Raw genomic sequence first — 13,609 nt, 5'->3', positions numbered from 1 at the left:
AGCTCGTCATGGCCGTCGCTGAAACAGGAAGTTTAGCGAGGGCTTCGACGAGACTTGCAGTCAATTCTTCGACAGTATTCAGGCGACTACGACAGCTTGAAATTCAGCTGGCAACGCCTCTTTTCCAGCGCCACAGAGGAGGTTATGAGCTCACTGCTGCTGGTATCGCGATTGTGGAGCTTGCTCATCGAATAGATGAGGACATCGACGGTGTGGTGCAAAGTTTGTCTAACCAAAACGCTCACCCTGCAGGCGAGCTTCGCTTGACCACAAATGATACATTACTTTTCCATATATTAATGCCGATGCTCGAGATATTCAAACTACGGAAGCCAAAAATTAAAGTAAAAGTAACAATTGATAATAGCGCTTTAAATTTATCAACTTCCGATTCCGATTTAGCTTTGCGAGCGACTGATGCGCCACCGGAGAACTTAGTGGGGCGCTGCTTAGGGCGTACTGAATGGGCTTTGTACGGACGAGCGCTAGACTACATCAACTCCCACCAGCCGCGAGATACTGAATTATTTCAATGTGACTGGGTTACGCTCTGCGATAACCTTTCCTCACTGCGTTCATCAAAATTTGTTAAAAAAAATGTGTCGGCTGAACGAATAACTTTTTCGGTTAATTCCGTATTAGCGCTTGCAGACAGCATCGAATCCGGATTTGGTATTGGCTATCTACCGTGTTTTGTCGGTAATGCTAGGGCATCTTTAGTAAAGCTTGATGGTCCACCAACAAACTTTGGGCATGATCTTTGGGTGCTTTATCACCCTAATATGCGAAGATCTACAATTGTGCGAGAATTTGTGGAATTTGTAACTGCTGAGCTTAGAGTCAACTAGCTTCTATAGTGCGTAGCGGGTCTATTATGCTTAATAGTTATTCGCGTATGCTAGAGCGAAGTGAAATTAAGCGTGATCGGAAGATTTTTTCGGTTGTATCGGATTAAACTAATTTCGCACCCTGAATTTTTTCGCTGAAAAGATAATCAAGAGTATACTTTCGAACAGGTCGGACCTGTAATTCAAGGAATTTGTCTAGTCCGATCTGGGAACCACCGTCGAAAGATAGTGCCAATGCGTGTGTTGCTGAAAGCTGTGAACTACTTAGATGCCATTTTTTTTCAAACAAATCCGGAACGTTAGCCATACATAGCGCGAGCTCATTAATTGATGGCAAGTAAAAATCATTATGGCCCTCCAATACCAAGCCAGCGCATAACCTAGCAGCTGGATGATTTCCTTGAGCGCTATTAATTAAATAACGCGTATTAGCGAGTCCGTCAAAACGACTAGCAGCTTTTGGCTCATCGATGTCGTAACCACCATAAGCAGATATTTTATTAACTAGAGACCACTGTGTTGGTATAATTAAATGATAATCCAGTTTCCCTATCTCTCCACGTATCACGCCAGCATAAACACCGCCTTGACTTTTCCATAGTTCTCCGATGGCAGGGGGAATATTCATATTCATTTTATATTTTCCTCTTTAAATAAGTATATGAATCTGGAATTATTAGTATTTGTTAGCAATTTTATCTGTATATTTTTTATAATCTAAGAGTTGTGGAGGATTGTCCGTATGCCTTATGTGGATGCTCAGTGGTACACTTCGTTAAACTCAATCTTAGTGGTCTTCGGAGTTTAGTATGACACGTTTGTTGACATTGCAGTGATAGGCAGGAAAGCCAGCCTAAATGGTTGGCGATCACAACTCAACAATTATAGATCAGTAAGTTTTTTGTAATGTTGATGGCATCGTTTGATTTGTCGAGTGGTTTTTGTGTCATTCACTGTTCTAGGCCTGTCGCATTGAGTACAAAATCAAATTCTAAAGTGTAATAGGGGGTGTCAGAGTTTCGACCATCGGGCGTTACTCCCGTGCCATGGTATTGCCACTCGGCAATGAGGGATGAACGGACACCGAAAACAGCATCAGAGTCTAAGTATTCACCGGATTCGCGAAACACATGCGTCACTAAACGCTCATAACCTTTAGCCGAAATCATAAAATGCAAATGGGCAGGCCTCCAAGGATGACGATTCAGAGCTTTTAACATTACTCCAACTGGACCATCATGCGGAATCGGGTAGGCGTTAGGAACTATGGTCCGAAATCGGTAGGCTCCTTGAGCGTCAGCACGCAATACTGCACGGCCTTGATATTCCGTAAATTCAACGTTTTGTACATCATAGAATCCAAGATCGTCTGCCTGCCAAACCTCTAACTCCGCATAAGGGATTGGCTCGTTATCTAGATTCCGAATCACTCCGCTGACCCACCAAGAAGTACCTGGCATTCCGTTGCTGATATCAGCACCGAGTTCATAGCGGGGGGCGCCAGTGACATGGAAAGGGCCAAATACCGTTGCCTCAGTACAGCCTTCTGGCTTTTTATGATTCTGAGCGACGACTAGCGTGGAGAGACCTAGAGTGTCGGAAAGCAAAATAAATTCTTGCCTTGTGGGGGAGCATATCTTGCCTATCGCAGTGAGAAACTCTATACCTTTAAGCCATTCACCCTCAGTAAGATTAACCTCTCTTGCGAAAGAATGCATATGCTGAACTAAGCTAGTCATCACTTGATGAAGGCGGTGATCTTCAGTGCTTGCATTACGCGCAAGCACAGCTTGGGTGATGGTTTGTTCATCTAGGTTTCGCATGAGGCCACTCCTACTAATATTTTTGTTAAATTGCTGATTCGTCGTTTCGGTGGGTAAATAATGTTTTATCGGAAAAGCAGTTTGAAAAAGCTCTAATAAATTATAGTGTCCATCACGCAAATAAAATAGTAAAATCGAAATTGTCAATTTCACATCTGAAGCAGCAAGCCGTCTGTAAGGAGTCAAGATATGGATCGACTAACTGAACTCGAAGTACTCGTTCATACTGCAGAACTGGGTACGTTGAGTAAAGCTGCAGAGTTGCTTGATATATCTACAGCGTCAGCTACGCGTCACCTCGCCGCACTGGAAAAACGTTTAAGTGTGAGGCTAATAGAACGGAATACGCGAAGATTATCGCTTACTCCGGCAGGGCATGAGTTTTACAGTCACTGTAAGAGCCTGCTAGGTCAACTTCGTGATGCTGAGGCGTCTCTCACTACTTCGTTAGCTGAGCCAATGGGTACTTTAACAATTACGTCATCAATTTCTTTCGCGGTGCTTCATATTTCACCACTGTTGGTTGAATTTAAAAGGGCTTATCCAAAAATAAATGTTAAAATTCTTGGGGAGAATCATTATTGCGATATCATCGATAGTGGTATTGATTTGGCTATAAGGATAAGGGAGTTTGAGATAGACTCAAACATAACTATTCGACGTTTAGCACATACTCGCCGAATACTTGCCGCCTCCCCTGACTACCTAAGAAGTCGAGGTGCTCCTACGGATGTGGAAGATCTGTACAATCACAATATGCTCTTATATAACCATGCATATCAACCTCGGATTTTGAATTTTTCGAAAGAAGGGGTGAGCAAGTCTATAAAGATAGATCCGACTCTAGAAACTAACGATGGCCAGATTGTACGATCCGCGGCAATTTTTGGTGCGGGCATCCTCGTGCAGCCGAAATATATAGTTCATGACGATTTAATAGCAGGACGTTTAATTCCGGTGCTGGACGACTGGAGTCTTCCCACGTTGACTATAAATATAGCCTTTCAAGAGCGGCGTTATATGCCTGCAAAAACGAGGTTGTTTATTGAGTTTCTGGCAAATAGATTTCAAAAAGAACGCTACGAGCGTTATTGGATGCGCTGAGTGAAGATCGGCTCTCTCTCGCCGCTAAAATTTGCAATTAGGTGGGTTATATTAAATATGGCAATGGGTATGAGCGTGTGTCCATCGCCATAAAGTCTAAAAAAGTATCATAATGTGGCTCGGGAGTTGTTTATGATATGAATGGCATTCGGATAGTTGGCGTAGGTTGGTATGAAAGGAACCTCCACTCTTCAGCTATATATACCCATACAGTCAGTGTTTTATTTTTTAGAGTTTTCTTTTCACCCCCTACAATTATCTCTCCATTCATTTCTCCGCGAACCAATACTATATTGTTTAGGATGGTAAAAGAATCAATTGGATGTTCGATTTTTTTGTATACATAGAAGCCTGTGTTAATTTTTTGAAGGTATTCTTCTAAAGTGTCTACTCCGCCAGAAGAATGAGCGTAGGAAAGTTTTGGATGTGCAAGTTTGGCGAGCTCCTCAAGATTTTTGTTCATTACTGCATCATAGCGCTTATTTTCCAAAGCGCGAATAGTTGACTCGATTTGTTCAGTAGTGTTCATGATAATCCTCAAATCTTAAGTTTGTGGTAAGGGAAGGGGGGCAGGGTTGATGTGTTGACTCAAAAAATATGAAGTATCCAATTTTTAATTTGAAAGCTGATTGTGATGTGATCTCTTTTACGTGCGTTGTGTTTCGTGCTCTAGGCTTTTAAGTGTATAGCTTTTAAGCGTTGCGTGTAATTAAGGGCGACTTTGGTGTCCACAGAATTTCATGAGTTGAAGAGGGTAAGTCAGTCAGATGTTTGTGGTACTATCGCCCTTAAGTGTCGCGTGTTAGGGATGTTTTCGCGGCATATTATGAATTTAAAGAGGACTCGATATGAGTGAAAAAAGCGTCCATTATGTTTTGTAAAAAGGACTTGATGTTTTCATTCAGGATTCCGTGTTCATCGAAGAAACTACCTGCATTACCTAGATAGGCCTCGGGTTGCTGCATACATAGTAGGTTAAGAAAAACGAAGCACTGGCGAAGATGATGATTCGCTCCGAACCCACCGATTTGACCAGGCGAAGTAGTAATGATGGCAGCGGGTTTTGCGGCACCCCACGCACTTTTGCCGTAAGGCCGTGATCCTACATCAATAGCGTTTTTTAACGCTCCTGGTATTGATCGATTATATTCCGGCGTTATGAACAAGAAGCCATCAGCGTTATACAGTGCATTTCGAAATGATGTGTAAGAGGGTGGTGGAATATCTCCATCTAAATCTTGGTTGTAGAGTGGCAGGTCTCCGATTTCCACGATGTTGAGGGTCAGTTTTCCGGCTGTCAGTTCATTAAGTGCGGTAGCAATCTTTCGATTAGTAGAGTCTCTTCTTAAGCTTCCAATTAAAATCGCGATAGAATAAATACGGCTCATTTTGTATTACCTTTTTCGGTGGTTGAAGCACTAGTTTTGGGTGAGGATTCTACGCTGAGTATTTCGAATTATTCTTGATGTTTTATGTTCGTCATCATGTAGTAGGAGAGGGTGCGTTACCTTCAAATGCGTCGCGGAGTAGCCGGTGTATTGGTTCGGCTTCGAGGCGGCGTGGATTCGGATATTGATTACTCAGAACTAGCTCGCAAGCCAGTGAAAGATTTGATTCATGCATGCCAATATCCCGAAGTGATGTTGGCGCGCCGTTTTTTGAAGCTAAATCGTATATTCCGGCAGGGGCACTTTCGGTGCCGATGGCCCGTGCGATAATTTCCATCGCCTCTGGCGCGGCTTCTGCGTTATAGGCGAGTGCGTGTGGCAGAATGACGGAATGAACTTCAGCATGTGGTAAGTTAAAACTGCCACCGAGGGTATGACACAGTTTGTGGTGGAGGGCCATTGTCACACTGCCGAGTACACCCCCGCATAACCAAGCCCCATAGAGTGCATCGGAACGTGCAACTCTCATTTCACCAGTGCTGCAGAAGTTGCCATCATTTTTGCGGAATTTGGGAATTGCGCGAGCCAGAGCGGCTATACCCGCTTCAGCCATTATATTCGTGACTGGATTTCGATTTTTGGCATACAGACCCTCAGCGCCGTGAGCAATAGCGTTTAAGGCGCTGGTGATGCTAATGTCTATCGGTAACTCTAAAGTCAAATCAGCGTCGTACAAAACGGTCCGAGGTAATACTTTTGGATCTGTGCCAGTTTTTTTTATCCCAGCCTCAGTTATACCGTATATCGCGGTCATTTCCGACCCTGAATACGTTGTGGGAATCGCTACCGTTGGAATGCCTAACTCACGGGCAATGGCTTTTCCCAAACCTATGGTAGAACCGCCACCGATGGTGATTAGACCATCAGCTCCTATTCTTTTCACTAACGCACATGCCTCACGCACTAATTCGAGGGGAACGTGCATTGCCGCGCGGTCAAAGATACCTGCCACCCTTTGGGCTCCGAGGATTACACTCACCATTTCGGCCAGTGGCCTCTGGCGAGGTGTGCTAATGAGTAACGGACGTGTAAACCCTAAAACATCGATTTCTGCGCGGAGTTCGCTTAAGCGTCCAGCACCGAATAGAACACGTTGTGGAAACGTTGCATATGTAAAATTTTCTAATAACGTACTTTCATAGTTTGAGTTACTATTTTTTTTCATCGCTGAATCCTTAGTATTGTTTTGGGGAGCTGAAAGCTCGTTAATTCTTGATCAGCCTGCGGATGATTTGCAAAAAAATTATCGTTTTGAACAGACTAAATAAGTGGACGTTAAATTCGTTTGTGTTCCCATTGACGGTAAACGGACCGGTTTTAGCTGCATTATGGGGTTTCGTAAATTTAATTGATTTATAGAGCTCTTCGGTTTACCAGCTTGGCTTGCTGGGCAAAAAAAACGCGAAAATTGCTCCGGCGCAGTAAAGCGCCGCACATAGGCAAAGTGCCAATGAAAAGCCGATCTGGTTCGAAAGAGAACCCAGCGCAAACGGTGCCAGCGCTGAAATGCCACGACCTATGTTGAAACAAAATCCTGCACCAGTCGTTCTGATATGAGTCGGATATAGTGACGCAAAGTAGGAGCCATAAAGCCCTGGGAACACTAGAAAGAAAGCGTAAGTAACTCCTAGCGCCATGAGGGTCGCTCGATCTTCAGCATACGCAAAGAATGGAAGAACCATGGCGGTCGCGAGCAGCGAAAGCACGACTAATAAACGCTTTCCATAACGGTCTGCAAAAAAACCAAAAATCAAATAACCTATGAATGTGGATGCGTTCAATACAAATAAATATCCCGACATTGATTTGAGATCAAAGCCTCGCTCTGCTGCCAAGTAGGTTGGTAACCAAGATGTTACCCCCCAGTACGCGAGGAGTGAAGATGATGCTGATAACGTGGCGAACATTGTCTGGCGCAAAAAATTTCCACTGAAAATCTCAAGTGGTCCAGAAGTGTTTTCAACGGTCGCAGTAACGTCACGCTCGGAAATCCATTTTGGCGATTCTGGTACAAAATAGAAAACGTATATGATTGGAATGATCGTAGAAACACCGCAGGTGAAGAACAGTGCTCTCCAGCCGTAATCAGGTAAAATAAGCGCTGAGAGCACTGCGGCAAACCCGGCGCCTAGAGGGAATGAACTCAACACTAACGACGTGGCTCTAGCCTGTTTCTCCTTTGGCCAGGTTTCGGAGATGTAAGCGGACACAATGCTCCAGACACCACCGAGCCCGAGTCCTGCGGCGAACCTTAGCACTAACATTTGTTCCCAGGAGTGAAGCTCTGCCATAATGCAGGTGCATAATCCAAAGAAGGTTAACGATGACAGGAGGGCTCGCCTTCTTCCAAATTTATCTGACATCCATCCGACTGTAACGCTACTCAGGCCTATCCCTAATAAAGTAGCTGTTACTAGCAGCCCCGCGTCTGTCCGCGATATCCCTGTATCGATTATGATTGAAGGTAGCGCAATGGCCAGTATAACTATCTCTAATGCATCGAACATATAGCTCAGAAAGCCTCCGATGAGCACATGGTGCTTAACGCATATCATTGTTGCCTCCTGTAATTTTTGTAAGATACATCATTTGCAATGACTCGCGAGTAGCTCTTTTGCAAGGCGCACCGCAATGTTATTCTTTCTAAACACGCAGAAACAGACAGAGTTCTGGCAAACACCTTTCTACTCAGTGGAATACTGGCATGGACCGTTTTCGCGAAATTGAACTTTTTGTACGCGTGGCAGAGGCAGCAAGCATTAGTCGTGCTGCTGACGTCCTGGGCCTACCGGTATCCAGTGCTAGCCGCCACCTAAGCATGCTTGAGACGCGGCTCGGAGTGCGCCTGGTACATCGCACCACTCGCTCCCTTGCGTTGACAGAGGTCGGTATGGAATTTTATCGTCGTTGCAAGGACGTTTTGTCCGACCTAGGCGAGGCTGAAGCAGTTGCAAAGGATGCGGTTGGTAATCCTCGTGGAACATTAAGAATCACTGCGTCCCTTTCTTTTTGCTTGTTGCATATTGAGCCGCTTTTACCTGAGTTTAATAAAGCCTATCCAGATATTAGTGTCGATATTATCGCAGCTAATCAGTACTTAGACGTTGTGGAAAATAATGTGGATTTGGCAATTCGTACACGTGAATTTGAAGCAGACAGCAATTTGACCATCAGAAAGCTTGCTGTAACAAAACGAGTTCTTGCTGCCTCTCGAGAATATCTCTCTACGTATGGTATGCCTGTTATACCAGAGGATCTAACCAAACATAAAATGTTAATTTACAGTTATGCGAACAATCCCAATGAGTTGCCTTTTGAAAAGGGTAATCAAAAAGTAATCGTGAATGTTAACTCTTCGTTGCGTACGAATGATGGCCAAATAGCCATTAATGCAGCTTTGCATGGAATGGGTATCTTGGCACAGCCAAAATATGCTATTTATGATCATATTGAGAGGGGAGAGCTTATTACATTACTTAATGATTGGGACTTGCCGCGCCTTACTATGAATATCGCCTATCAGACACGGCAGTACCTCCCTAACAAGGTCAGAGTTTTCGTTGATGCCTTAACTGACCACTTTTTGAGGAATGATTTCGAGCGTCGCTGGAGCTAACAGTGAATCTTTTGAGTTTGTGGTTTTAACGATCCTTCTCAACCGTTAAGGCGTAGCGTTGCAATATTTTTGAAGTAATAGGCACTTACCGTGCTCGTGTAAAAAAGGCGCTATTTGTTTAGATCTTATCACTCTTATGCGCTAACAAGTCTTTCAGTGAGCGATCAAATTTTTGTAGTGCGCTGATTTGCACCTTCTTTTGCTCATAAATGTCAGAAACAATTTCTTCGGTGCGTTTGTTGCCTGCCCAAATAGGGGAGAGTATTTTTTCATCAATTCCTTTTGCCGTTCCGAGATGATTGTAGCTTCTATCGTAGAAATGTGCCGCTACATTCGCCTTAATCTCGGAGTTTCGAGAGGTGATAAGTTGAAAACGAAAGTCGACCACTACCAAAATATCGGGTTTCGCTGCTTTTAGGCTCAGCACATCCGGATATTCTTTCACTTGGCCGAACTCCCGTCGAAGAGAGGCCTTTAGCCAGTCTACCGCCAGACGAGGGTCTGATGTTGATATGTATGCGTCACGAATCGACTCTACTAGGAGATTCTTGCCGAAGCCAGTACCCGCGCTGTTATGGTATTGTCGTAGATACGTTAGATTGGTTTGGGTATTTTCGCTAAGTATCACTCCTATAGAAATCTGATCGCCAGTCGGTATGAAGTCTTCTTTAGTGCGGTTCATAGAAATGCCCAGAACATTATCTGGTAGCACAATTGCTGGTGGTGCGACAGGAGTTGAACAACCGGTTAGTATACATATTATGGCTAGTGTGCAGAATGTACCTAGTTTCATTAGGGATCCCCCAAAAAACAGTTATGTACCAACATTTTACTGTGCGTTATTGATTTTTAGATAATGTATCGGTTTTCAAACAAACGTCTTCAATGAATTTTAGACACCGCTAATACCCAGTCTTTGCAGTTAGATTGCACACCTTGATTTCGTAGGCCCATATTTGGAACTAGGGGAGCTCCGATAAAATCCGCGGTTTCAGCCTAAGCGCGCTAACGCAGAGCGTTATCAATTTGAAGCGTCCGATAGGCTGTACATGGTTATCACCCCACTTTTCGGCGCGATTTGCGCGTTTACTGGCGCCACTACCTGTGCCTAACAGCTGCTTACTTGCCACTCATGGGATGTACGGCGCAATCAACGTGTTAGGTCAATCCGAAAAGTCGCACATTCATATGGCTGACCTGACCCTTCTCCTTACCCCGAAACCGACTTTTGGGCTTTTTCTTAGTTTGCGTATATGTCTCAAGCACCCACTACTACGCTTCGCTTTAGGGGCCAGGCTCCACTCCCTATTTAGAATAGTTACGGTGTCGTCCGTCCTCCCAGATAGCTGTTCGGTCAAATCCTCATCCTGCTTGTCGACTTCCGTATAATCGGCATCGGTATACACAGATTTTTTTACTATACTACAGGTCGGTGATTGGCTTGATGTTAGCTACTGATACCGTTCCCTCATGTTATAAGCAGCATTTTAGGAGCTCTAGGCACTTAGATAAACTGGCCCAATTCGTTTTGTCCTTACGGAAAATCGTACAATGATGCTTGACTGGTCGATCTCAGTGTGTGCTTTCAACCGCATTCATAAAGTAGATAGTTTTAGTGAGGCATCAGCAATCTTTAGATGTAACTAATAGTACCACTTCAGGATAATTATGGTTTCGGTATTTAAGGTTGTTTACTTTGTATGACTTTCAGGGTTTCCCCGCGGCAGAATGTACCGCCATTATTCCTCGCTCGTATGCGCCTCTGATCCATGCTGGCCGCATACCATTAGCGATTTCGTGGCTTTCCATTCTCACGGGCTCTGGCGGGGGGGGCGCTACTTCGCATTGATAATAATCCGAGGTCATTTGCATCAGATCGTACTGTGGCTTCCAGTAGGACGGCACATCCTCGATTTAACCGTAGCGCTGGAGCACCTGTATTTCACGAGCACCAAACTCTTCCTCACGCTCGCGCTTCAGGCCTGTGACATGTCCTCGTCACCATCAAGGCTGCCTCTAGGAAAGCTGAAGTCGTTATAGCGCTTGGTGAACAGCAACAGGATCTGTTCACCCCGCATCACGATGCTGCGAGATGCATGTCGACGGAATACTCTGTCCTGCTTGGATTTCAGCTGGGGGTAAACAATTTCAGTTATGAGTTGCATGTGGTCTCGTTACGACAAAATCAGTTAGTCATCGTCAGGGTGGCCGCGGTATTTCCGCAGCCCTGGAAATACTTTGGCCAGTGGAACTGGCTCAGCGAAGCAGCGATACGGGTACGGTGGATGTACGCAGCATCGTCGTGGTCGTGCTGCCTACCAGAAACTGCCTGATGCGTGAGTGCCCGTACGCCCCCATGACCAAGAGGTCAATGCCGTGCTCTGCCTGATACGCATGCAGTAACGACTCTACTTCGCCTGAGCGGATCTCGGCATGCACCAGCGAGCCAAAAGAGGCAAGTGTGGCTCGTGCTTTCTCCAGCTCGTTCTGATTTTCTTCAGAGTCCGTACCAACCATGACGATATGAATTGGCAGGCCTTCGCACAGCGGGCTTGAAGCAAGCATCTGTACGGTCTTGTGGCCTGTAGCGCTGCCGTCAAATGCCACCATGACCGTTTCAGGTTTCCTGAAGTGGCTGGTTGTAATCAGGATGGGGCGGTGGATAGTTCGGACTACCGCTTCAATCTGGCTGCCAAGACTTTGGGCACTGCGCGTGCTGTCCTCACCGACTCTTCCAATCACCAGTAATCGAATATCGTCTTGGAGATCGCTCAGGCTCTCGACGAGATGGCCATGGCGCTGCTTCAAATCAGGTGACATGGCGCCACAGATGACTGTTCGCTCGCGAGCTTTTTCAAGCATATGCTGCCCATGCTCCAAGGCCAGTTTTGCACGCTGCGCATCCAGCGTGGCCAACTCTTCCAGTAGATGTTCTCTGCTACCGAGACCGATATTTCCGCTGAGGTCAGCGGATGCAGGATATTTCTCCTTATCCAGCACATGAAGCAAGGTCAGGGGGGCGCTGAGTCGTTGCGAGGCCCATGCTGCGTAATCGCAGACCGTCAATGAGGATTGTGAGTTATCAATGCATGCCATTACGTGGGTCATTGTCGTTCTCCTTAGTGGCTCATGAGCTTGTCGATGGCACCGGGTTTGTCATGCACGCCGAAGCGGTCAACGATTGTTGCGCTGGCTTCATTGAGACCGAGCACTTCAACCTCCGCGCCTTCACGGCGGAACTTGATCACGACCTTATCCAGCGCTGCTACGGCGGTGATATCCCAGAAATGCGCCTGTGTGAGATCGATGGTGACTTTGTTGAGCGCTTCCTTGAAGTCAAAAACTTCAGTGAACTTGTCCGCAGAGCTAAAGAACACCTGGCCCACGACGTGGTAAGTCCGATGCGATTCCGTCTCTTCCAGAGTGCTCTTGATATCCAGGTAGTGCCCAACCTTATTGGCGAAGAACAGCGAAGCCAGCAGCACACCTAGCAGTACGCCGTAGGCTAGGTTGTGAGTGGCCACGACGACCACGACGGTCGCCACCATGACGAGGTTGGTCGACAGCGGATGCTCTTTCAGATTGCGCAAGGAATCCCAGCTAAAGGTGCCGATGGACACCATAATCATCACAGCCACGAGTGCCGCCATAGGGATTTTGGAGAGCCATTCGCCAAGAAATACCACCATCAGCAGCAGGAAAACGCCGGCACACAATGTCGAGAGACGGGTGCGGCCACCAGACTTCACGTTGATGATCGACTGGCCGATCATGGCGCAACCTGCCATGCCGCCAAGCATGCCGGCAGCGATGTTGGCCACACCCTGGCCTTTGCACTCGCGGTTTTTGTTGCTGGTGGTATCGGTCAGGTCGTCGACGATGGTCGCGGTCATCATTGATTCGAGTAGCCCCACTACTGCCAACGCAGCCGAGTACGGGAAAATGATGCGCAGGGTTTCAAAATTCAGCGGAACTTCAGGCCAGAGGAAGATCGGGAGCGTATCAGGCAGTTGGCCCATGTCACCGACGGTGCGGATATCCAAACCGAGGTAAATGGCGATGGCAGTCAGCGTCAGAATGCACACCAATGGAGAGGGAATCAGCTTGCCGATTTTCGGTACATACGGAAACAGGTAGATGATTCCCAGGCCCGCAGCGGTCATGGCATAGACATGCCAGGTGACATTGGTCAGCTCAGGCAATTGCGCCATAAAAATCAGAATCGCCAATGCGTTTACGAAGCCGGTGACTACCGAGCGTGAAACAAAGCGCATCAACGAGCCAAGCTTCAGGTAGCCGGCAAGGATTTGAAGTACACCACATAGTAGAGTCGCGGCCAGCAGGTACTGGAGTCCATGCTCTTTTACCAGCGTAACCATCAGCAGTGCCATGGCGCCTGTCGCCGCCGAGATCATTCCGGGGCGCCCGCCGACAAAGGCGATGACAGCACAGATACAGAAGGAGGCGTAGAGACCGACTTTGGGATCTACCCCGGCGATGATGGAAAAGGCGATGGCTTCCGGGATCAGCGCGAGTGCGACCACCAGCCCCGCGAGCACGTCGGCACGGACGTTGGAAAACCACGTTTGTCTAAGTTTTTGCAGCATATGAATATCCAAGGCAAAGCATCGCGCACGCCAAGGAAATGGCGAGCGAATCGATACAAATTCAAATTTTGAGGATTTTTTTGCTGTGCGCTTAAGGTGTAAACCAGGCGTACAGCAGTGCGCACCCGCAAGCGAGGCTAGCGGAAGCAGGTTGTTGCGAGGG

General features: G+C 46.5%; 12 protein-coding genes and 1 pseudogene. 3 read left to right on the top strand and 10 right to left on the bottom strand.

The features are described from left to right. The first annotated feature begins 8 nt into the window (after positions 1-8). On the top strand, positions 9-848 hold the full coding sequence (locus AB4P94_RS27770) for a LysR family transcriptional regulator (protein ID WP_177007486.1): 840 nt from the start codon (positions 9-11) through the stop codon (positions 846-848). Positions 849-951: 103 nt separating this feature from the next. Here the strand turns inward: AB4P94_RS27770 and AB4P94_RS27765 are convergent, their stop codons facing one another. Together AB4P94_RS27765 and AB4P94_RS27760 are read right to left on the bottom strand one after the other, a co-directional pair. Beyond that, on the bottom strand, positions 952-1,482 hold the full coding sequence (locus tag AB4P94_RS27765) for a DUF1566 domain-containing protein (protein ID WP_130886734.1): 531 nt from the start codon (positions 1,480-1,482) through the stop codon (positions 952-954). Between the two features lie 316 nt (positions 1,483-1,798). Continuing rightward, entirely contained in the window at positions 1,799-2,671 is an 873-nt protein-coding gene (locus tag AB4P94_RS27760) for an intradiol ring-cleavage dioxygenase (protein WP_080519961.1), read from the bottom strand. 189 nt (positions 2,672-2,860) lie between these two features. Between AB4P94_RS27760 and AB4P94_RS27755 the strand changes: the two genes are divergently transcribed. Next, positions 2,861-3,775: a LysR family transcriptional regulator gene (locus tag AB4P94_RS27755; protein ID WP_031319642.1), complete on the top strand. Its 915-nt coding sequence runs from the start codon at positions 2,861-2,863 to the stop codon at positions 3,773-3,775. 130 nt (positions 3,776-3,905) lie between these two features. Here AB4P94_RS27755 and AB4P94_RS27750 read toward each other — a convergent pair whose 3' ends face one another. From AB4P94_RS27750 to AB4P94_RS27735, 4 genes are all read right to left on the bottom strand, one after another. After that, a complete protein-coding gene (locus AB4P94_RS27750; protein ID WP_080519962.1) occupies positions 3,906-4,304 on the bottom strand; it encodes a nuclear transport factor 2 family protein in 399 nt (132 codons plus the stop codon). 295 nt (positions 4,305-4,599) lie between these two features. Then, complete coding sequence (locus tag AB4P94_RS27745) at positions 4,600-5,163, bottom strand: NADPH-dependent FMN reductase (RefSeq protein WP_016970266.1); 564 nt, start codon at positions 5,161-5,163, stop codon at positions 4,600-4,602. Between the two features lie 94 nt (positions 5,164-5,257). Continuing rightward, entirely contained in the window at positions 5,258-6,388 is a 1,131-nt protein-coding gene (locus AB4P94_RS27740) for a maleylacetate reductase (protein WP_081493164.1), read from the bottom strand. A 205-nt stretch (positions 6,389-6,593) separates the two neighbouring features. Beyond that, positions 6,594-7,730 carry an MFS transporter gene (locus AB4P94_RS27735; RefSeq protein ID WP_232620249.1) on the bottom strand — a complete coding sequence of 379 codons (1,137 nt, stop codon included), beginning with the start codon at positions 7,728-7,730 and terminating at the stop codon, positions 6,594-6,596. A gap of 197 nt (positions 7,731-7,927) precedes the next feature. Here AB4P94_RS27735 and AB4P94_RS27730 point away from each other — a divergent pair, with 197 nt between their 5' ends. Beyond that, entirely contained in the window at positions 7,928-8,839 is a 912-nt protein-coding gene (locus AB4P94_RS27730) for a LysR family transcriptional regulator (RefSeq protein ID WP_016970268.1), read from the top strand. A gap of 118 nt (positions 8,840-8,957) precedes the next feature. Here the strand turns inward: AB4P94_RS27730 and AB4P94_RS27725 are convergent, their stop codons facing one another. The 4 genes and pseudogenes from AB4P94_RS27725 to AB4P94_RS27710 all read right to left on the bottom strand — a co-directional run bounded on the left by AB4P94_RS27725 (position 8,958) and on the right by AB4P94_RS27710 (position 13,446). Beyond that, positions 8,958-9,632, bottom strand: a complete 675-nt coding sequence (locus AB4P94_RS27725) for a hypothetical protein (protein WP_031319643.1) — start codon at positions 9,630-9,632, stop codon at positions 8,958-8,960. A gap of 971 nt (positions 9,633-10,603) precedes the next feature. Continuing rightward, positions 10,604-11,004 (bottom strand): annotated as a pseudogene (locus tag AB4P94_RS27720) (NUDIX hydrolase); the annotation flags it as partial. Positions 11,005-11,095: 91 nt separating this feature from the next. Continuing rightward, positions 11,096-11,947, bottom strand: coding sequence for a universal stress protein (locus AB4P94_RS27715; protein ID WP_016970271.1), 852 nt, complete (start codon positions 11,945-11,947; stop codon positions 11,096-11,098). Between the two features lie 11 nt (positions 11,948-11,958). Beyond that, positions 11,959-13,446 (bottom strand): SulP family inorganic anion transporter, encoded by a 1,488-nt coding sequence (locus AB4P94_RS27710; RefSeq protein WP_016970272.1) that lies wholly within the window; start codon positions 13,444-13,446, stop codon positions 11,959-11,961. Positions 13,447-13,609: the final 163 nt, after the last annotated feature.

The organism is Pseudomonas sp. B22129 (genome assembly GCF_044218875.1).
GTDB lineage: Bacteria > Pseudomonadota > Gammaproteobacteria > Pseudomonadales > Pseudomonadaceae > Aquipseudomonas.
This window is presented reverse-complemented; position numbering and strand designations above follow the sequence as displayed.